This window comes from Bradyrhizobium sp. CCBAU 11357 (assembly GCF_028128865.1).
GTDB lineage: Bacteria > Pseudomonadota > Alphaproteobacteria > Rhizobiales > Xanthobacteraceae > Bradyrhizobium.
Genome location: NZ_LBJW01000089.1, coordinates 1 through 19,227, shown reverse-complemented (window position 1 = coordinate 19,227; position 19,227 = coordinate 1). Strand labels below are relative to the sequence as shown.

Genomic DNA, 19,227 nt, shown 5'->3' with positions numbered 1-19,227 from the left:
GCCTGCGCTGGCCGGGCGGCCAAAAGCCGACCACAATTGCGCGGCTTATCGAGATTGTCATCACAACCGGACCGGCATGTTGCGAAAAGTTCTGATTGCGCTGTCCTTGTTCGCCATCCCATCGCTGGCTGATGCCGCCGACATCACCGGCACGGCAAAGGTTCGCGCCGGCGATGCCGTGGTGATCGGCAACACGCGGATCCGGCTCGGCGGCATCGACGCGCCGGCGGTCGACCAGCTCTGCCTCAACACCAAGACCGAGCGCTGGACCTGCGGCGTCGCGGCCCGCGACGAGCTCGCCAAATACACCGAGGGCAAGAATTGGGTCTGCCACACCCGCGCGATCGACCGGCGCGGCCGCACCGTGGCGCGCTGCGAGGTCGGCGGCGAGGACATCCAGAAATGGCTGGTGCGCAACGGCTGGGCGCTGGCTTACACCCGCATCTCCAAGGACTACGAGCCCGACGAGGCTGCCGCACGTGAGGCCAAAGCCGGCATGTGGCAGGGTGCCTTCATCGCGCCGTGGGACTGGCGGGAGCGCAACAAGAAGACTGCGATCCTCGGCGCGACCAAGCCGCCGGACGGCGCGCATGCGGTGCTGCTCGCTTCGGCCTCGGGGCCGGTCGCGCCGTCGCCGGATTGCACCATCAAGGGCAATGTGAACAGCGCCGGCGAGTGCATCTATCACCAGCCGACCAGCCGCTGGTACACCCAGATCAAGATGAAGATCAGCAAGGGCACCCGCTGGTTCTGCTCGGTCGAAGAGGCCGAAGCGGCCGGATGCCGGGAGACCAAACGATAGGGGCCGTCAGGCCTGCGTTTTGGGCGCTTTTCTTGCATCCCAGCGCCGCGTAAAAGTGAGACTCAGCGACGACCCACCATCCTGTTCTCTGGCAATAAGGACTGATAGCAATGACCGTTCGCGCGGGCCGGGAGTTTCTGGCCATCCCCGGGCCCACCACGATGCCCGACGAGGTGCTGCGGGCAATGCACTGTCCGGCGATCGACATCTACTCCAAGGAGATGCTGGATCTGACCGAGAGCCTGCTCAGCGACATCTCGAAGCTGTTCGCGACCAAGGGCAAGTCCTACATCTACATCGCCAACGGTCACGGCGCCTGGGAAGCGGCGCTGAGCAACGTGCTGTCGCGCGGCGACAAGGTGCTGGTGCTGGAGAGCGGACGCTTTGCGATCGGCTGGGGCAACGCGGCGGCGCTGATGGGCGCCGAGGTCGAGGTGCTCAAGGGCGACTGGCGCCGCGCGGTGCGGCCGCACGAGGTCGAGGAACGCCTGCGCCGCGACAAGGAGCACAGCATCAAGGCCGTCGTCGTGGTCCAGGTCGACACCGCCTCCGGCGTGCAGAACGACATCGAGGCGATCGGCAAGGCGATCAAGGCGAGCGGCCATCCCGCGCTCTACATGGTCGACACCGTCGCCTCGCTCGGCTGCATGCCGTTCGAGATGGACAAATGGGGCATCGACGTCGCGATGTCCGGCTCGCAGAAGGGCCTGATGACGCCGCCCGGTCTCGGCTTCGTCGCCGCCAATGCGCGCGCGCTCGAGGTGCACAAGAAGGCCGACATGTCGACGCCCTATTGGAGCTGGAGCGAGCGCGAGGGCACCGAGAACTACCGCAAATATGCCGGCACCGCACCGGTGCATCTGTTGTTCGCCTTGCGCAAGGCGATCGACATGCTGCACGAGGAAGGCCTCGAGAACGCCTTCCGCCGCCACAGCCTGCTCGGTGAAGCCGCGCGCCGCGCAGTCGCGATGTGGTCGGAAGGCCAGGTGCTCGGCTTCAACGTGGCGGAGGCCAGCGAGCGCTCCAACACCGTGACTACGGTGACCATGAGCAACGGCCATGACCCGTCCGTGCTGCAACGCTATTGCAAGGACAAATGCGGCGTCGTGCTCGGCACCGGCATCGGCGACCTCTCGGGACAAGCCTTCCGCATCGCCCATATGGGCCATGTGAATGCGCCGATGCTGCTCGGCACGTTAGGAGTGATCGAGATCGGACTGAACGCGCTGAAGATCCCGCACGGCAAGGGCGGGCTGGAGGCGGCGGTCGCGTATCTCGGTGACGAGGTGGCGGTGTAGCAAAGCGGTGCTCGTGCCCCGGACGCAGCGCAGTATCGTAGGGTGGGCAAAGCGAAGCGTGCCCACCACTTCTGTCGTATCGTTGAATCGATGGTGGGCACGGCGCTAAGCGCGCCTTTGCCCACCCTACGATTCTGCGGAGCGGCACTTCGCGCCGCACCGCGTCCGGGACACGAGACCGGGATTCCTCGAATCGTCCTGCGCGACGTCCCGCATATCGCTTCGCTCATGCAGGCTACGGCTGCGGCACGCGATACGCTTCGACCTGCGCCTTCAACTCCTCCAGCGGCGCAAGCGGTGCCTTCGGATCGACCCTGTATTCCCCGCTCGCAAGCCATCTCAGCACCATCGCATCCACCACCGGCGAATGGTGGATGACGTCGCTGTAATTGTCGAGATCGTGCGTGACCACCTCGAGCGCGCGGAAGTCATGCAGGCGGACGTTGGGCAGTTGCGTCAGGCGCCGCGCAATGTGCGCCGTGAGATCGGTGACGATCTTCAGTGTCGCGGGCGAGGCATCGCGCATCGCGACGAATTGCAGGATCGAATAGGGCGGGAAGTAGATGTCGAAGGTCACGTCGGGGTGGCGCGCGATCAGGCCGGCGGCGTCCTGCTCGAAATGCCGGACCATGGCCTCATAGCCATAGCCCTCGCCGAGGAAGCGGCTGCGTACGGGACTGGTGATATAGGCGAAGGCGGCGAGCGTCTTCTTCGCGTTGTAGTCTCGCGCAACGTCGAAATCCCGCGCCAGGGCGTAGATGTCGTCGATGTCTGCCAGCGCGAACTTGACCGGGAGATAGGGCGACGCAAGGGTCAGCGGATCCCGCAGCAGCGGGACGGACCGCAACAGCGCGAACAGGGATTCCTTCGCCATCGCCGCGCTGAACAGATAGGAGGCAATACCTTTCGTCGTCCGGCGGTAGAGATCGACGGACAAATAAGGATCGGCCTCGATATCGGCGGCATCGATGAAGATGAAGTCGTCCATCGCCCAGATCACGCGCCTTGCGCCGCGGTCGATCGCCTGCTCCAGCACGAAAGCCTGCTGGCGCGAATTGGAGCCGGTCATCGCCAGCTTGAGCGAGCGGACGCCGAGCGCGCGATCGATGTCGCTCTGGCGGAAATGGATCGCGAGCGAGGTACCCATGAAGGCGGTGTCGAACGGCTGGCTGCGGATCAGCCCGGCATTCTGCACGCGCGTGTCCTCCGAGTAGAAGGCCGGGATCAGGCGCGAGGGGCGGAATAATTGCAGGGGATCGACGGCGAAGGTGAGCGCTGCGGCGCCAAGCACGCAGGCCGCGCTCGCCAGCAGAAGACGCCTGAGATGGGTGAACGCGCCCTGCATCAGAACCGGAAATAGATGAATTCACTGTGGCTCTGGATGCCCAGGAAGCCGAAGGCGAGCACCAGCGAGGCCGCATAGAGCACCAGCGGCCGCATGCGCCCCGCCCGCAAGGCCTCGCCGACCCTGCGGTTGCCGTGGTCGTATCCCATCAGCATTTGCGTGTTCGGCGCCAGCCACACCAGCGCCGCGTAGATTGCGACCTGCACCAGGGCTGCAATCTCCTCGCGGCCGAGCACGATGTTGGCGGGATCAGCCATGGCATGGAGCACCCGCAGTGCCCAGGCGACGCTCTCGGCGCGGAAGAACACCCAGGCGATGACGACGGCGAGGAAGGTCAGCACGGCGCCAAGCATGCGGCCGGGACGCGCCAGCAACGGAACGTTCGGCACCAGCGCGCTGAAAGCGTGGTTGACGCAGAGATAAGCGCCATGCAGCGCGCCCCAAACCACGAACGTCCAGGCCGCGCCGTGCCAGAGCCCGCCGAGCAGCATCGTGATCACCAGATTGACGTAGCGGAGCACGCGGCCGCGGCGGTTGCCGCCGAGCGGGATGTAGAGATAGTCGCGCAGGAATTGCGACAGCGTCATGTGCCAGCGCCGCCAGAACTCGACGATGCTGGTCGCCTTGTAGGGCGAGTTGAAATTGACCGGCAGGAAGATGCCGAACATCAGCGAGATGCCGATCGCCATGTCGGAATAGCCGGAGAAGTCGAAATAGAGCTGGAACGTGTAGGCGAGCGCGCCAAGCCAGGCCTGATCGAAGCTCGGTGAGCGCGCCTCGAAAGCGAGCGCGACCAGCGGCTGGATGCCGTCGGCAAGACAGGTCTTCTTGAACAGGCCGATCGCGAAGATGATGACGCCGCAGAGAATGAGATGCGCGTCCGGATGCTTGGTCTCCTCCTCCTCGAATTGCGGGATCATGTCCTTGTGATGGAGGATGGGCCCGGCGATCAGATGCGGGAAGTAAGTCACGAACAGCGCGTAGTGCGGCAGCGCATAGGCCGCGACCTGGCCGCGATAAGCATCGACCAGGAACGCGATCTGGGTGAAGGTGTAGAAGGAGATGCCGACCGGCAGCAGGATGTGGACCGCGACATGCGTGTCGAGCAGCGCGTTGACGTTCTCGGCGACAAAGCCGGCATATTTGAAGATGCCGAGCATGAGGAGATCACCGGCGACGCCGAGTGCGAGCGCCGCCTTTCGTTGCGGGTGGGTGAGCTCCGCCACGATGAGAAGATGGCCGACGCCGTAGTTGACAGCGATCGAAAGCAGCAGAAGGGCGACGAACTGCCAGCTGCCGATTGCGTAGAAGGTGATGGAGGCCAGTGCCAGCCAGATCACCGGGGCCAGATTGCTGCGCCGGCCGAGCCGGAAATAGCCGGCGAGCACGACCGGCAGGAACAGCAGAATGAAGGGGTAGGAATTGAACAGCATCGGGCTGGACCGGCGGCGGGGATAGCGTCCCTAAAGCATACAAGGGACGGATCAACAACCCGGTGAGATGGCACGGCCTTTGGAACAGGCGTGCTGGCAATTCACGGAATCGGAACGATATAAGGGAACGCGCCTTCTCCCCCGTTCTTACGGGGTCGGACGAGCTAGGCTCGCCCTGAGAAGGTTGGGGATGAGGGGCCTCTCTCCACGGAGGAGATCGTAGAGAGACCGGTACCCCCTCACCCGGATTGCATCTTCGATGCAATCCGACCTCTCCCCGCAGGAGGGGAGAGGCGAAGAGGAAGCACTGCGCGAACGAGAGATGATGAGGACCGAGTGACCCAAGCCAAGACGCCTTCAAAGCCCCCCGTCGCCCCGCGCCGGCCGCATGCCTTCACGCGGCACGGCATCACCGTGACCGACGATTATGCCTGGCTGAAGGATGCGAACTGGCAGGAGGTGCTGCGCGATCCCAGCTTGCTCGACCCTGATATCCGCAAGTACCTGGACGAAGAGAACGTCTACACCGAGAGCCTGCTCGGCCATACCGCGCCGCTGCAGAAGACGCTGGTGCGCGAGATGCGCGGGCGGATCAAGGAGGACGATTCCAGCGTGCCGTCACCCGACGGTCCCTTCGCCTATTTCCGCAGGTTTCGTGAAGGCGGGCAGCACGAGCTGTTCGGCCGCATGCCGCGCGATGGCGGCGACGGCGAGATCGTGCTCGACGGCGACGCGCTCGCCAAGGACCACACATATTTCAAGTTCGGCGGCAGCCGGCACTCCTACGATCACAAGCTGCAGGCCTGGAGCGCCGACACCAAGGGCTCGGAATATTTTTCGATCCACGTTCGCGATTGGGCGAGCGGTAAGGATCTCGACGATCTCGTCGAGGAGACCGATGGCGGCGTGGTCTGGGCCGCGGACTGCAAGAGCTTCTTCTATGTGAAGCTCGACGACAATCATCGGCCGATGCAGGTGTGGCGGCACAGGCTCGGCACCCAGCAGGCCGACGACACGCTGGTCTACGAGGAGCAGGATTCCGGCTGGTTCACCCACCTGCATGAGAGCACCAGCGGCCGCTTCTGCGTGATCGCGGGCGGCGATCACGAGACGAGCGAGCAACGGCTGATCGACCTCGCCAATCCCGACGTGCCGCCGCGCCTCGTCGCGGCGCGCGAGGAGGGCGTGCAATATTCGCTCGCCGACCGCGGCGACGAGCTGTTCATCCTCACCAATGCCGATGACGCCATCGACTTCAAGATCGTCACCGCGCCGCTTCACGCGCCCGAGCGCAAGAACTGGCGCGATCTGATCCCGTATCGGCCCGGCATCTACATCATCGACCTTGATCTCTATGCCGGCCATCTGGTGCGGCTCGAGCGCGCCCATGCGCTGCCGTCGGTCGTGATCCGCGATCTCGCTGGCGGGGAGGAGCATGCCATCGCGTTCGACGAGGCCGCCTATTCGCTCGACACGATGGGCTCCTACGAGTTCGAGACGACTACACTGCGCTTTGCCTATTCGTCGATGACGACGCCGTCGGAAGTCTATGATTACGACATGACGAAACGAACGCGCGTGCTGCGCAAGCGGCAGGAGATTCCATCGGGGCATAACCCGGCCGACTACGTCACGACGCGCATCATGGCGAAATCGCATGACGGCGCCGAGGTGCCGGTCTCGATCCTCCATCGCCGCGGGCTGAAGCTCGACGGCACAGCGCCGCTCCTGCTCTACGGCTACGGCTCCTACGGCATGGCGATGCCGGCTTCGTTCAGCGCCAACCGCCTGTCGCTGGTCGATCGCGGCTTCGTTTACGCCATCGCGCATATCCGCGGCGGCGCCGACAAGGGCTGGGGCTGGTATCTCGACGGCAAGCGCGAGAAAAAGACGAACTCGTTCGACGATTTCGCCGCCAGCGCCCGCGCGCTGATCAATGCGAAATACACCAGCGCCAAGCGCATCATCGGCCATGGCGGCTCGGCCGGCGGCATGCTGATGGGCGCGGTCGCCAACCGTGCCGGCGAATTGTTCGCCGGCATCGTCGCCGAGGTGCCGTTCGTCGACGTGCTCAACACCATGCTCGACGACACGCTGCCGCTGACGCCGCCGGAATGGCCGGAATGGGGCAACCCGATCGAGAGCGAGAAAGATTTCCGCACCATCCTCTCCTACTCGCCCTACGACAACGTCGCGGCGAAGGACTATCCGGCGATCCTGGCGATGGGCGGACTTACTGATCCCCGGGTCACTTACTGGGAGCCCGCCAAGTGGATCGCACGCCTGCGCGCCACCATGACCGGCGGCGGCCCGGTCCTGCTGCGCACCAACATGGGCGCCGGCCACGGCGGCGCGTCGGGCCGCTTCGACCGGCTGGACGAAGTCGCGATCGTCTACGCGTTCGCGCTGTGGGCGGCGGGGATGGCGGCGGCTGAGGTGTAGCCATAGCCGCAGCCTTGTAGGGTGGGCAAAGGCGCGTAGCGCCGTGCCCACTTTTTCTAAATAAATAAGACGAGGTGGGCACGCTTCGCTTTGCCCACCCTACGACAGCTCAGATTGCGGGGCTTCCCCCTCTCCCCGCAAGCGTGGAAAGGCGAAGGAACTACCGCCCGTTCTTCTTGCGCCATTCCGCGAAATCGGTGAGCGTCTGCGGATCGGTGGCGGGATAGAGACCGAAGATGCCGCGGCCCTTGCCGACTTCCTCGGTGACGAAATCCTCGAACGCGGTCATCTCGAAGGTCTCGTTGGCGATCTCGTCTGCCAAATGCGCGGGGATCACGATGACGCCGTCGGCATCTCCGAGGATGACGTCGCCGGGAAACACCGGCGCATCGCCGCAGCCGATCGGCACGTTGATCTCGATCGCCTGATGCAGCGTCAGATTGGTCGGCGCCGAGGGGCGATGGTGGAAGGCGGGAAAGCCGAGCCTGGCGATCTCGGCGGAGTCGCGAAAGCCGCCATCGGTGACGACGCCGGCGACGCCGCGCTTCATCAAGCGCGTCACCAGGATCGCGCCGGCCGAGGCCGCGCGCGCATCCTTGCGGCTGTCCATCACCAGCACGGCGCCCGGCGGGCAATCCTCGACCGCCTTGCGCTGCGGATGGGAGCGATCCCTGAACACGTCGATGGTGTTGAGATCCTCGCGCGCCGGCATGTAGCGCAGCGTGAAGGCCTCGCCGACCATGGTCGGCTGGTCCGGGCTCAAGGGGCGGACATCCTGGATCATCTGGATGCGCAGGCCGCGCTTGAACAAGGCGGTGGCGACGGTGGCGGTGGAGACAGACTTGAGTTTGTTGCGGGTGGCTTCGGTGAGTTTGGTCATGATGTACTCGTCATTCCGGGGCGCGCGTAGCGCGAGCCCGGAATCCATCGGGCCGCATACGCTGGGGTGAAATGGGTTCCGGGTTCGATGCTTCGCATCGCCCCGGAACGACGGTCAGTAAATCGACGGCTCGCCGATCGGCGCGCCGAAATCGGTCTCCAGGAAGTCGAAATCGCAGCCGTCATTGGCCTGCTTGATGTGCCTGGTGAACATCCAGCCATAGCCGCGTGCGAAGCGGCGCTCGGGCTGCTTCCAGGCGGCGCGGCGTTTTGCGAGCTCGGCTTCGGAGACGTCGAGATTGATGGTGCGCGCGGCGACGTCGAGCGTGATGCGGTCGCCGTTCTGAACCAGCGCCAGCGGACCGCCGATATACGATTCCGGCGAGACGTGCAGGATGCAGGCGCCGTAGCTGGTGCCGCTCATGCGCGCATCCGAGATGCGCACCATGTCGCGCACACCCTGCTTCACGAGCTTGGTCGGGATCGGCAGCATGCCCCATTCCGGCATGCCGGGGCCACCTTGCGGCCCGGCATTACGCAAGATGAGGATGTGATCCTCGGTGACGTCGAGGTTGGGATCGTCGACCGCCTTCTTCATCGAGGGATAGTCGTCGAACACCAGCGCGGGCCCGGTGTGCTTGAGGAAGCGCGGCGCGCAGGCGGAGGGTTTTATGACACAGCCATCGGGCGCGAGATTGCCCTTGAGCACGGCGAGCGCGCCTTCCTTGTAGATGGGATTGTCGATGCCGCGGATCACGTCGGCATTGTAGACCTCGGCGCCCTCGATGTTCTCGCCCAGCGTCTTTCCAGTGACGGTGACACACTCGAGATGCAGATGCGGCTTGATCTGGCTCATCAGCGCCGGCAGGCCACCGGCGTAGAAGAAGTCCTCCATCAGGTACGTCTCGCCGCTCGGGCGGACGTTGGCGATGACGGGCACCTTGCGGCTGGCCTTCTCGAAATCGTCGAGGCCGATGTCCTGGCCGGCGCGGCGGGCCTGCGCGATCAGATGGATGATGGCGTTGGTAGAGCAGCCCATCGCCATCGCGACCGCAATGGCGTTCTCGAAGGCCTTGCGGGTCTGGATCGTCTTCGGCGTCAGATCCTCCCACACCATCTCGACGATGCGGCGGCCGCATTCAGAGGCCATGCGGATGTGGTTGGCATCCGCGGCGGGAATCGAGGACGCGCCGGGCAGCGTCATGCCGATCGCTTCCGCAATCGCGGTCATGGTCGAGGCGGTGCCCATGGTCATGCAGGTGCCGTAGCTGCGGGCGATGCCGGCCTCGATGTCGAGCCAGTCCTTGTCGGAGATCTTTCCGGCGCGGCGCTCGTCCCAATATTTCCAGCCGTCGGAGCCGGAGCCGAGCGTCTTGCCCTTCCAGTTGCCGCGCAGCATCGGGCCTGCCGGCAGATAGATCGCCGGAATGTTCATCGAGGTTGCGCCCAGCAGCAGCGCCGGCGTGGTCTTGTCGCAGCCGCCCATCAGCACCACGCCGTCGACGGGATGGCTGCGCAGCAGCTCCTCGGCGTCCATCGCCAGCAGGTTGCGATAGAGCATGGTGGTGGGCTTGAGCAGCGATTCCGACAGCGACAGCGCCGGCAGCTCCAGCGGCAGGCCGCCCGCCATCAGGATGCCGCGCTTGACGTCCTCGACGCGCGACTTGAAGTGCATGTGGCAGGGCTGCGCGTCCGACCAGGTGTTGAGGATCGCGATGATCGGGCGGTCCTTCCACTCCTCCGGCGCGTAACCCATCTGCATGGCGCGGGAGCGGTGGCCGAACGAGCGCAGATCGTCCGGCGCGAACCAGCGCGCGCTGCGGAGCTGGTCGGGCGTCTTCTTCTTGTTGGTCATCGCATTCCTTGTCCGTCCGGAGGATTGGCCCTGCTCTTCTCACAGGCAATCCACCCCCGGCAAGGCGCTGGGCTGGCGGATGGCGAACCTCTGCTATGCACTCAGGCGTGCATATTTGGCGGTGCAGCGCAATAAATCGGCAGCACCGGCCGAAGTGCTTGCCGGCTGACGAGAAACCGCGCAACAATTTCGAGTTGATTGGCTTGATTTGCGGTTGGTGGGACTAACCCCGCCGACTCCGGAGGATTTCAGACGTGGCCAACATCCTGATCGTGGATGACGATCCGGCCGTCCAGTTCACCATCCGGCTGCTGCTGGAACGGGCTGGTCATCACGTGACGGTCGCCGGGGATGGCCGCAAGGGGCTGGCGCTGTTCGAGGCGAGCCGGTTCGACCTGCTGTTTCTCGACATCTTCATGCCGGGCATGGACGGACTGGAGACGATGCGTCACATTCGGGTGCTGGCCCCGGCCGTTCCGATCGTCGTCATCTCCGGCCGTTCGAGCACGCCGGATGCCTATGCGGAGCCGGATTTCCTGAAGATGGCGACCAAACTCGGCGCCGTCGCCAGCCTGCAAAAGCCGTTCCGGCCCGGTACACTGCTCGCCGTGGTCGCAGATTGTCTGAAGGCCCACGAGCCGGAGGGGTCCGATGTCCGCTTCGGCCGCCGATGACAAGGGCACCTCCTCTGCTGCAAGCCAGAAATGGCGCAGCGATACGGCGGGTCCGGCCAAATTCCCCATGAGAGCAGCAACGACGCTGGCCACGCGGCTGGCCATCGCGATGATCCTGCTGGTGGCGGTTACCGTGGCCGCGGTCGGATGGCTCGGCTATCGCAACACCACACAGGCCGTCATTCCGCGGGTGCTGGAGCGGGTCGAAGCCCAATCGCGCCTGCTCGCGACCAACCTTGAATCCTACGTTGCCGGCGTGCGCGGCGATCTGGTCGGCTATCGCGCCGCAGCGGCGATCAACGGCCTGATCCGCGCTCATGCCGGCGGAGGGGTCGATCCTACGGATGGCGTCTCGGAGCAAACCTGGCGCGAGCGTATCGCGGCACGGCTCGCGGCCGAGATCGACGCCAAGCCCATCTACGGGCAGTTCAGGATCATCGGCGTCGACAACGACCAGCGCGAGCTGGTCCACGTCGATCGCTCGGGTCCGAACGGAGCAGCGCGGATCGCTCCTGACGGCGAACTGGAGCGCAAGAGCGGCCGATCCTATTTTCAGGAAGCCATGCGGCTCGGGCCCGGCGAGATTTACGTGTCTCCCATCGAGCTCGCGACCCGGCAGGGGGGAACGACGGCGGCTCACGCGCCGACTCTGCGGGTGGCGATGCCGCTGTTCACAACCGACGACAAGCCTTTCGGCATCATCGTGGCCAACATCGACATGCGCCCGGCACTCGAACGGGTCCGCTCCACCGCCACGTCGGGAGGAGAGATCTACGTCGTGAATGCGCGCGGCGACTATCTCCTCCATCCCGACCGGACGCGGGAGTTCGGGTCATCGCGGGGCCATCCGATCGATTGGCGCAAGGACTTTCCGTTCCTCTCAGCCCTGGCCGGTACGTCGGACGTGGCCACGCGGGTCACAACCGACGAGTCGGGCCGGACGAGCGGCGCGGCATTCGTGCCGATATCGCTTGCGGGCAATGAATGGGTCGCCATCGTCGTGACCGTTCCCCCGTCCGTCTTCGGCCGTGTGCCGGCCGCCATTCAAAAAACGTCCCTGCTCGTCGGCGTGCTGGCCGTTCTCGCCGCAGCTGCCCTCGCGGTGCTGCTGGCGCGCTCGTTGACCCGCCCGATCGGGCGCCTGACGGAGGCGGTGCAGGCCATCGGCAGCGGACGTCCCGCGGACATCCCCGTCGATGCCAGCGGCGAGACCGGCGTGCTGGCACGGGCCTTTGCGCGGATGGTGGAGGAGATGCGCGCGAAAACAGCCGCGCTCGAACGCGAGATCGAGGAGCATCGCCGCACCGAGGTGGCGCGAAGCCATCACGCGGCGCGCGAGAGCCTGTTCAGTGCCGCGGTGGAATCGTCCGACGATGCGATCGTGATGCAGACGCTCGATGCCGTCATCACCGGCTGGAATCCGGCCGCCGAACGCCTTTACGGCTATACGGCGGAGGAGGCGATCGGCAAGCCCACGTCGATCATCGTCCCACCCGACCGCCGCGAGCACGGCAAGGACTATCTGCGGCGGATCGCGCGGGGCGAGCCGATCGAGCGCTTCGAGACGGTCCGCTTGCGCAAGGACGGCACGCCGGTCGAGATTTCGCTCGGCCTGTCGCCGATCAAGGGACCGGCGGGCGAGATCATCGGCGCCTCGGGAAGCGCGCGCAGCCTGACCGAGGCGCGGCGCGCCGAGCGAGCACTGCAGAACCAGCTGGAGGAGCGGCGGCAGATCTTCGAGACGTCGCAGGACCTGATCATGGTCATGGATGCGCGGGCCCATATCGCGCAGGTCAGCCCGAGCAGCCAGACCATTCTCGGCTATCAACCGGACGAGATGGTCGGCCGCAGCGGCGCCGACTTCATTCATCCCGATCATCTTGAGCAGGCCCGTGCCGAGATGCGGGCGATGCGCCGCGGCGAGCGGGTCAAGCTCGCCGACACCCGCTGCCTCCACAAGAACGGGCACGAGGTCTGGCTGTCATGGCTCGGCAACTGGTCCGAGCCTGCCAGGCGCTTCTTCTTCGTCGGGCGCGACATGACGGAAGCACGACGCGCGCAGGAATCGCTGCGCGAGAGCGAGCGGCTCGCCCGCAACATCGTCGAGACCTCGCTCGACGCCTTCGTGCAGACCGACGAGACCGGAAGCATCCTGAACTGGAACTCACAGGCGGAGCAGCTGTTCGGCTGGCGCCGCGACGAGGTGCTCGGCAAGAGCACGATCGATCTCATCGTCGCCGAGAGCGAACGCGAGAAGGTCAGGGCGGGGCTGAAGCAATTCCTGGCTGAAGAGGACGGCGCGACGCTGAACCGCCGCCGCGAGCTGATGTGCCGCCGCCGCGACGGCAAGGAATTCAGGGCCGAGCTGAGCGTCACCGCGCTGAAGCGGCGCGAGGGCCTGCTGTTCAATGTCTTCTACCGCGACCTCACCGACAAGATCGCCGCCGAGGAGCGCATCCGCCATGCCGAGAAGATGGAGGCCGTCGGCCAGCTCACCGGCGGCGTGGCGCATGACTTCAACAACATTCTCACCGTCATCACCGGGACGATCGAGATTCTCGCGGAGGCGGTCGCCAAGGAGCCGCAGCTCGCGGCGATCACCAAGATGATCGACGAGGCCGCCGCGCGCGGCGCCGATCTGACCCAGCACCTCCTTGCCTTCGCCCGCAAGCAGCCGCTCCAGCCGCGCGAGATCGACATCAACTCGCTGATCGTCGACACCGCGAAATTGCTGCGTCCGACGCTCGGCGAGCAGATCCAGATCGAATCGGTGTTCGAGGACGAGAATTGCGTTGCCATCGTCGATCCCAACCAGCTCACCACCGCGATGCTCAACCTCGCGCTCAATGCGCGCGACGCCATGCCCGGCGGCGGCAAGCTGATCGTGGAGACCGGCGCCGCCTATCTCGACGAGGCCTATGCCGGCGCCAACGACGTGCCGCCCGGGCACTACGTGCTGATCGCGGTGAGCGACACCGGCACCGGGATCCCCGCGCACATGCTGCCCAGGGTGTTCGACCCCTTCTTCACCTCGAAAGGACCGGGCAAGGGCACCGGGCTCGGGCTTTCGATGGTCTACGGCTTCATCAAGCAGTCCGCAGGTCACATCAAGATCTACAGCGAGGAGGGCCACGGCACCACGATCAAGATGTATCTGCCGCCCGGCAAGACGCCGACGGCGAGCGGCGAGGGCGTGACGCCGGCGACGATCGAGGGCGGACACGAGACGATCCTGGTGGTCGAGGACGACCGGCTGGTGCGGGACTACGTGCTGGCGCAGCTGCATTCGCTGGGCTACGTCACCTTGCAGGCCGCGGACGCCGCGGAGGCGCTCGCGATCGTCGCCGCCGGCAAGCCGTTCGACCTTCTGTTCACCGACGTCATCATGCCCGGCAAGATGAACGGACGGCAGCTCGCGGACGAGCTGATGAAGACGCGCCCGGATCTCAAGGTGGTCTACACGTCAGGCTATACCGAGAACGCGATCATCCATCACGGCCGGCTGGATTCCGGCGTGATGCTGCTGGCCAAGCCCTATCGCAAATCGGATCTGGCACGGATCATCCGCAAGGCGCTGAACGGGTGAGAGCCGTAGCCCGGATGGAGCGCAGCGCAATATGGGAACAGTGTTGAAGCCTGCACGAGCGCGAACTTAGCGGCGCAGCGAGCTCTCGTAGGGTGGGCAAAGGCGCACTTGCGCCGTGCCCACGATCTCTCTCACTGCATCACGTGAAGTTCGTGGGCACGCTTCGCTTTGCCCACCCTACGGCATCTCACGTATAACGCTACGACGCGCGCTGGGCCGCCGTCATCACGATGCGGATCAGGTCGGCGGCATTGCGTGCGCCGAGCTTCTTCATGATGTTGGCGCGGTGGTCCTCGATGGTGCGCGGGCTGATGCCGAGCGTGCGGCCGGCCTCCTTGTTGGAGGCACCGGAGGCGAACTGCTCCAGCACCTCGCGCTCCCTGCGCGTCAGCGGCTCGCGGCCGGGGAAATGCAGCGAGCCGAATTTCGGCGACGCGTTCTCCGCCTGCCGGCGTGCATAGGCACCAATCGCCTCGTCGAGGCGGCCGACGATCTCGCTGCCGCGGAACGGCTTCTCGATGAAGTCGAGCGCGCCGCTCTTGATCGCGCCCACCGCCATCGCGATGTCGCCCTGCCCGGAGATCATGAAGATCGGCGCCGGGTAGTCCTCGCCGTGCAGCTCCTTCAGGATGTCGAGACCCGACTTTCCGGGAATATTCACGTCGAGCAGGATTGCAGCCGGTGTGCGGTTTCGCGCGACCGAGAGCAGCGCTGCACCGTCGGCAAAACAGATCACCTCATAGCCCGCCGCCTTCAACACCATCGACAAGGTGTCGCGAACGGCAGGGTCGTCATCGACCACGAAGATTTCACCGCGAGAGCTTTGTTCGGCCATGTGCCACATCCGGTTGGCATGAAGGACTCGCGTTCCGCGCCATTCGTTATGGCGCTCGGCGCGGATTCGGCCCACCCGTATTTGTACGGGACATGGACTTAACGCACAAGTAGCGGCATGGCGCCTAATTGCAGTGGACGGAGAATATCCATGCTAAATTTGGCCGACACGCCGCCTCCCGTCGCAACGCCCGAAATCGCGAGCCGTGAGCTGATTGCGGCGGACCTTCGTTTGCTGATCGCACAGATCGAGACCAGCATGCGCCGGATCGCCGCAGCCATGGACCAAGAACACGGCAGCGATCCGGAAGGTTCCGCGGATATCGTCGTGCTCGATGACGTCACGCCCCGCTACGCCAGCGCGAGCGCGGCCCTCAATGTCTGCCGGGCGGGACTCGGCCACGCCCTGCAATGCCTATCGGAATCCGGCAACGCGGCGGGCGGCCGCGCCAGACCGCATGGCAGCTCCGCAAGCTAGGCGCGGTGCCGTTCCACGATTGCGTCGGTGGCGACACCACCCCAGGTGTGAATCGCCGGCAGGCCCATCGCGGTCTTGCCGAGATTGGCGAGGCTGATGCGCAGCGCCGCGAGATCCAGCGGCTTCGGCAGGCTCTGGAGCTCGATCCCGACAGAACGGGCGAAGCTGCGGGCGGCACTGCGGCGCTTGCCGTCCATGCCGCTGATGACGATCACGGAGCCTGCGAACTTGGCGCTCGCCATCTCGCGCAGCACGTCGACGCCGTCGCCATCCTCCAGCACGAGGTCGAGCGTCACGCAATCGAAGCGCGCAGCGCGAAGCTTCTCGATCGCGTCCGCAACGGATGGCGCCACGGTGACCTCGTGGCCGGCCTGCTTGGCCGCGACCGTGATCAGGCTGCGCTGCGTGGCGTCGTCGTCGACCACCAGGAGCTGAAGCGCACGCCGTTCAGTGCCGTCGGGCAGGTTGGACGAGATCGGGGAAAGAGAACTTCTGGGCATTGCCGTATCCTGAGATTGAGAGCGTCAATGGGTACACGGCTCGCGCTTAAGCCGCGTAAAGCTGCTGCGAGCAATTGACTCCGAAGTCTTCAGCAAATGTGAAGCAAGTGTCGGAAAGCGTGGCGACAGCGGCGGCGGGATCAGGCCGCGGCGTCGTGGCCGCCGGCCGCACCGCGCTTCTTCCGGTTCTTGCCGCGCAGGAACTGGATGTCCATTTCGGCACCGTTGACACGGACCAGCTCGCAGCGACGATAGGCGAGACCCGTGGACGACAGCAGCAGGAAGAACTCTTTCAGGTTCAAGCCCTGGATCGAGCCCTCCACCGTGAGAACGGCGTCGGTGTCGGAGATCGCGTTGAGCTTGCAGTCGCGCCGCCAGGTGCCGTCGATGGCCATGATGCAGACATCATAACCGCGGCTGAAGGTCACGCGCTCGACGCCCTTGCCCTCCTCGGCCATGATTATCGTCCCGCCACCGCCGCCATGCGCGGCGCCGCACCGGCGAGAACCGGCTTGGCCGCTGCGGCGCGCGGATCGTTCGGCTTGTAGAGGCCGCGCCGCTCCGGAATCGGCCGGAACGTGTCGGTCAGCCCGACCACGGTTTCGGCGGCGCCGAGCACCAGGAAGCCGTCGGGCTCGATCTGGCGCGCCAGGCGGTTGAAGATGTTGATCTTGGTGTCCTGATCGAAATAGATCAGCACGTTGCGGCAGAAGATGACGTCGAAGGTGCCGAGCTGGGCGAAATCGTGCAGCAGGTTGAGCTGCCGGTGCTGGATCATCGCCCGCAATTCGGGATTGATCTGCCAGGTCTCGCCGGTCTGCTTGAAATATTTCACCAGCATCTGGATCGGCAGGCCGCGCTGCACCTCGAACTGGCTGTAGACGCCGGCCTTGGCCTTCTCCAGCACCTCTTGCGACAGGTCGGTCGCGATGATCTCGACGCGCCAACCGGTGAGGGCCGCGCCCATCTCCTTCAGGCACATCGCCAGCGAATAGGGCTCCTGCCCGGTCGAGCCGGCGGCACACCAGATGCGCACGCTGCGCTTGGCCGCACGCGCCCTGATGATCTCCGGCATGATGTGGTCGCGGAAATGATCGAACGGGACCTTGTCGCGGAAGAAGAAGGTCTCGTTGGTGGTCATGGCTTCGACCACGTCAGTGATCAGCTGGCGCGAGCCGCCTTGCAGCTTCTGCACGAGCTCGGCGATGCCGGAGATCCCGGCCTTGCGGGCCAGCGGCAGCAGGCGGCTTTCGATCAGATATTGCTTGTCTGCGGACAGGTCGAGACCGGAATTGTCCTTCAGGAACTTACGCAGATACTCGTACTCGGTCGGGGTCACGGATGGCCTCTCGAAAGCTGTACTGGAACACTCTGGCCCAAGCACTTTGGGCCAGACACACTCAGACCATGGCTTGTCCGACCGGGATCAAACCCACTTCAGCGAACTTGTCGGCGATGATGTCTTTGTCGAAGGGCTTCATGATGTACTCGTTGGCGCCGCCGCTGAGCGCCTGAGCGATATGAGCCACGTTGTTCTCAGTGGTGCAGAACACCACCTTCGGCTGGTCGCCGCCGGGCAGGCGGCGCATGTGGCCCATGAACTCGAAGCCGTCCATGACCGGCATGTTCCAGTCGAGCAGCACCGCATCGGGCAGCTGCCGCTGACAGATCTCAAGCGCCTTCGAGCCGTCCTCGGCCTCGGTGACCTCGAACTCGAGGCCTTCCAGGATCCGGCGTGCGATCTTGCGCACGACGCTGGAATCATCGACCACCAAACAGGTTTTCATTTCGGTTCTCCGGCTTCGATGTTTCGTTGGCTCAGGCAGCCATTTGCGTCTTGGTTTCGAGCTCGAGGACGCGGTCGACGTCGAGCACGACCATGAGCTGGCCGTCGAGGCGGTGGACGCCGCCGGCGAGCTTGGCCATGCGGGGGTCGAGGTTGACGGGGTTCTCTTCCTTGCCGTCCTCGGACAGGCGCAGCACCTCGCCGATCTGGTCGATCAGGAGGCCATAGGATTCGCCGCGCAGATCGACGCCGACCGCCATGGGGGTCTTGCCGTCCTCGTCCCTGGGCAGGCCGAGACGGGCGCGCATGTCGACCACGGTGACGATGCGGCCGCGCAGGTTCAACACGCCCGAGATCTCGCGCGAGGACAAGGGAACGCGGGTGACGCGCTCGGGCATGAACACGTCCTGGACGCGGGAGATCGGCAGGCCGAACAGCTGGCCGCCGATCATCGCAGTGACGTACTCGACCATGGCGCCTTCAGCGGACTGGGTCTTCTTGCTCATCTCGATTTCTCCTGATCCCTGTCCTGCTTACGCCGCGGCCCGGCTCAGCTCGGAGGCGCCGGCGGCGCCCGCGGTCTGCTCCTTCAGCGCCGCGATCAGACCGGGACGGTCGAACTTGGCGACGTAATCGTGGAAGCCGGCTTGCCGGCCGCGCTCGATCGCCGCCGGCGACACCAGCGCCGAGAGGCCGATGATCGGCGTCGCGGCGAGGTTGTTGTCAGAGCGGACGACTTCCGCGAACTCGAACCCGTTCATGTCGGGCATCTCGATGTCGGTCAGGATCACGTCGAAGTTTTGGGCGCGCAGGGCAGCGAGGCCCTCCTGCGCGGTCGGCGCGGTGCGGACGCGGTAGCCGGCGGCCTTCAGCACCGGCGCCAGCATGTTGCGGAAGAACGCTGAGTCGTCGACCAGCAGCACCGACTGCGAATGCAGCGACGGCTTCATCTCCTTGCGGGTGAACCAGTCGGCGAACGCCATCGGCAGGAAGTGGCCGACGTCGATCACCTCGGTGGCCTGGCCCTTGATCACGGCCGAGCCGAGAATGCCGGAGGAGGAGCCGCCGACCTCGATGTTGAGGCGTTCCTCGACGATGTCGATGATCTCGTCGACGACGAGGCCCATGGAGCGGCCGTCGTCGGCGAACACCAGGATCGGCTGGGCGCCCTGGCTCGCGATGGTGACGCCGTCCATGGCGACCAGCGGCATCAGCTGCTCGCGGTACTGCACCATGTAGCGGCCGTTACTGAACTCGATCTTGTCGGCGGGCAGCTCTTCCAGGCGCGTGACCAGGCCGAGCGGGACCGCCTTGG

17 protein-coding genes are annotated in these 19,227 nt (G+C 65.3%); 6 read left to right on the top strand and 11 right to left on the bottom strand.

The genetic code is table 11. The features are described from left to right. The first annotated feature begins 76 nt into the window (after window positions 1-76). Both XI05_RS12000 and XI05_RS11995 read left to right on the top strand, forming a co-directional pair. A complete protein-coding gene (locus tag XI05_RS12000; protein ID WP_212258995.1) occupies window positions 77-802 on the top strand; it encodes a thermonuclease family protein in 726 nt (241 codons plus the stop codon). 110 nt (window positions 803-912) lie between these two features. Further along, complete coding sequence (locus tag XI05_RS11995) at window positions 913-2,100, top strand: pyridoxal-phosphate-dependent aminotransferase family protein (RefSeq protein ID WP_271501776.1); 1,188 nt, start codon at window positions 913-915, stop codon at window positions 2,098-2,100. A 235-nt stretch (window positions 2,101-2,335) separates the two neighbouring features. Here the strand turns inward: XI05_RS11995 and XI05_RS11990 are convergent, their stop codons facing one another. Together XI05_RS11990 and XI05_RS11985 are read right to left on the bottom strand one after the other, a co-directional pair. Next, window positions 2,336-3,445 carry a hypothetical protein gene (locus XI05_RS11990; protein ID WP_271501774.1) on the bottom strand — a complete coding sequence of 370 codons (1,110 nt, stop codon included), beginning with the start codon at window positions 3,443-3,445 and terminating at the stop codon, window positions 2,336-2,338. Continuing rightward, window positions 3,445-4,878 (bottom strand): MBOAT family O-acyltransferase, encoded by a 1,434-nt coding sequence (locus XI05_RS11985; RefSeq protein ID WP_271501772.1) that lies wholly within the window; start codon window positions 4,876-4,878, stop codon window positions 3,445-3,447. The genes XI05_RS11990 and XI05_RS11985 overlap by 1 nt, the downstream gene beginning before the upstream one ends. 336 nt (window positions 4,879-5,214) lie before the next feature. On the opposite strand from XI05_RS11985, the gene XI05_RS11980 reads away from it, so the two are divergent. Continuing rightward, window positions 5,215-7,320, top strand: a complete 2,106-nt coding sequence (locus XI05_RS11980; RefSeq protein ID WP_271501770.1) for a S9 family peptidase — start codon at window positions 5,215-5,217, stop codon at window positions 7,318-7,320. 160 nt (window positions 7,321-7,480) lie between these two features. Here XI05_RS11980 and XI05_RS11975 read toward each other — a convergent pair whose 3' ends face one another. Next, a complete protein-coding gene (locus XI05_RS11975; RefSeq protein WP_271501768.1) occupies window positions 7,481-8,200 on the bottom strand; it encodes a ribonuclease activity regulator RraA in 720 nt (239 codons plus the stop codon). A gap of 114 nt (window positions 8,201-8,314) precedes the next feature. Then, the gene (araD, locus tag XI05_RS11970; RefSeq protein WP_271501766.1) at window positions 8,315-10,054 is read right to left on the bottom strand and encodes an L-arabinonate dehydratase; all 1,740 of its coding nucleotides are present in this window, start codon (window positions 10,052-10,054) and stop codon (window positions 8,315-8,317) included. 254 nt (window positions 10,055-10,308) lie between these two features. Here araD and XI05_RS11965 point away from each other — a divergent pair, with 254 nt between their 5' ends. Both XI05_RS11965 and XI05_RS11960 read left to right on the top strand, forming a co-directional pair. Continuing rightward, the gene (locus tag XI05_RS11965; protein ID WP_271501765.1) at window positions 10,309-10,728 is read left to right on the top strand and encodes a response regulator; all 420 of its coding nucleotides are present in this window, start codon (window positions 10,309-10,311) and stop codon (window positions 10,726-10,728) included. Further along, window positions 10,706-14,314 carry a PAS domain S-box protein gene (locus XI05_RS11960; protein ID WP_271501763.1) on the top strand — a complete coding sequence of 1,203 codons (3,609 nt, stop codon included), beginning with the start codon at window positions 10,706-10,708 and terminating at the stop codon, window positions 14,312-14,314. The genes XI05_RS11965 and XI05_RS11960 overlap by 23 nt, the downstream gene beginning before the upstream one ends. A gap of 199 nt (window positions 14,315-14,513) precedes the next feature. Here XI05_RS11960 and XI05_RS11955 read toward each other — a convergent pair whose 3' ends face one another. Beyond that, the gene (locus tag XI05_RS11955) at window positions 14,514-15,149 is read right to left on the bottom strand and encodes a response regulator transcription factor (RefSeq protein WP_026202588.1); all 636 of its coding nucleotides are present in this window, start codon (window positions 15,147-15,149) and stop codon (window positions 14,514-14,516) included. 150 nt (window positions 15,150-15,299) lie between these two features. Between XI05_RS11955 and XI05_RS11950 the strand changes: the two genes are divergently transcribed. Next, window positions 15,300-15,626, top strand: a complete 327-nt coding sequence (locus tag XI05_RS11950; protein ID WP_271501761.1) for a hypothetical protein — start codon at window positions 15,300-15,302, stop codon at window positions 15,624-15,626. On the opposite strand, the gene XI05_RS11945 is transcribed toward XI05_RS11950, so the two are convergent. The 6 genes from XI05_RS11945 to XI05_RS11920 all read right to left on the bottom strand — a co-directional run. After that, a complete protein-coding gene (locus XI05_RS11945; protein WP_172789326.1) occupies window positions 15,623-16,126 on the bottom strand; it encodes a response regulator in 504 nt (167 codons plus the stop codon). The two genes, XI05_RS11950 and XI05_RS11945, sit on opposite strands and share 4 nt — an antisense overlap. A 140-nt stretch (window positions 16,127-16,266) precedes the next feature. Then, complete coding sequence (locus XI05_RS11940) at window positions 16,267-16,584, bottom strand: PilZ domain-containing protein (protein ID WP_172789327.1); 318 nt, start codon at window positions 16,582-16,584, stop codon at window positions 16,267-16,269. A 2-nt stretch (window positions 16,585-16,586) separates the two neighbouring features. Next, the gene (locus XI05_RS11935; protein WP_271501759.1) at window positions 16,587-17,465 is read right to left on the bottom strand and encodes a CheR family methyltransferase; all 879 of its coding nucleotides are present in this window, start codon (window positions 17,463-17,465) and stop codon (window positions 16,587-16,589) included. 61 nt (window positions 17,466-17,526) lie between these two features. After that, window positions 17,527-17,913 (bottom strand): response regulator, encoded by a 387-nt coding sequence (locus tag XI05_RS11930; protein ID WP_018321619.1) that lies wholly within the window; start codon window positions 17,911-17,913, stop codon window positions 17,527-17,529. A gap of 31 nt (window positions 17,914-17,944) precedes the next feature. Beyond that, window positions 17,945-18,418: a chemotaxis protein CheW gene (locus tag XI05_RS11925; protein WP_271501757.1), complete on the bottom strand. Its 474-nt coding sequence runs from the start codon at window positions 18,416-18,418 to the stop codon at window positions 17,945-17,947. A 27-nt stretch (window positions 18,419-18,445) separates the two neighbouring features. Continuing rightward, the coding region (locus tag XI05_RS11920) for a response regulator (protein ID WP_271501756.1) at window positions 18,446-19,227 on the bottom strand (782 nt) is incomplete at its 5' end.

Bases quoted from the DNA above. Each gene is read 5' to 3' on its own strand.
- XI05_RS12000 (WP_212258995.1), top strand. From the start codon at position 77: ATGTTGCGAAAAGTTCTGATTGCGCTGTCCTTGTTCGCCATCCCATCG.
- XI05_RS11995 (WP_271501776.1), top strand. From the start codon at position 913: ATGACCGTTCGCGCGGGCCGGGAGTTTCTGGCCATCCCCGGGCCCACC.
- XI05_RS11990 (WP_271501774.1), bottom strand. From the start codon at position 3,445: ATGCAGGGCGCGTTCACCCATCTCAGGCGTCTTCTGCTGGCGAGCGCG.
- XI05_RS11985 (WP_271501772.1), bottom strand. From the start codon at position 4,878: ATGCTGTTCAATTCCTACCCCTTCATTCTGCTGTTCCTGCCGGTCGTG.
- XI05_RS11975 (WP_271501768.1), bottom strand. From the start codon at position 8,200: ATGACCAAACTCACCGAAGCCACCCGCAACAAACTCAAGTCTGTCTCC.
- araD (WP_271501766.1), bottom strand. From the start codon at position 10,054: ATGACCAACAAGAAGAAGACGCCCGACCAGCTCCGCAGCGCGCGCTGG.
- XI05_RS11960 (WP_271501763.1), top strand. From the start codon at position 10,706: ATGTCCGCTTCGGCCGCCGATGACAAGGGCACCTCCTCTGCTGCAAGC.
- XI05_RS11955 (WP_026202588.1), bottom strand. From the start codon at position 15,149: ATGGCCGAACAAAGCTCTCGCGGTGAAATCTTCGTGGTCGATGACGAC.
- XI05_RS11950 (WP_271501761.1), top strand. From the start codon at position 15,300: ATGCTAAATTTGGCCGACACGCCGCCTCCCGTCGCAACGCCCGAAATC.
- XI05_RS11945 (WP_172789326.1), bottom strand. From the start codon at position 16,126: ATGCCCAGAAGTTCTCTTTCCCCGATCTCGTCCAACCTGCCCGACGGC.
- XI05_RS11940 (WP_172789327.1), bottom strand. From the start codon at position 16,584: ATGGCCGAGGAGGGCAAGGGCGTCGAGCGCGTGACCTTCAGCCGCGGT.
- XI05_RS11930 (WP_018321619.1), bottom strand. From the start codon at position 17,913: ATGAAAACCTGTTTGGTGGTCGATGATTCCAGCGTCGTGCGCAAGATC.
- XI05_RS11925 (WP_271501757.1), bottom strand. From the start codon at position 18,418: ATGAGCAAGAAGACCCAGTCCGCTGAAGGCGCCATGGTCGAGTACGTC.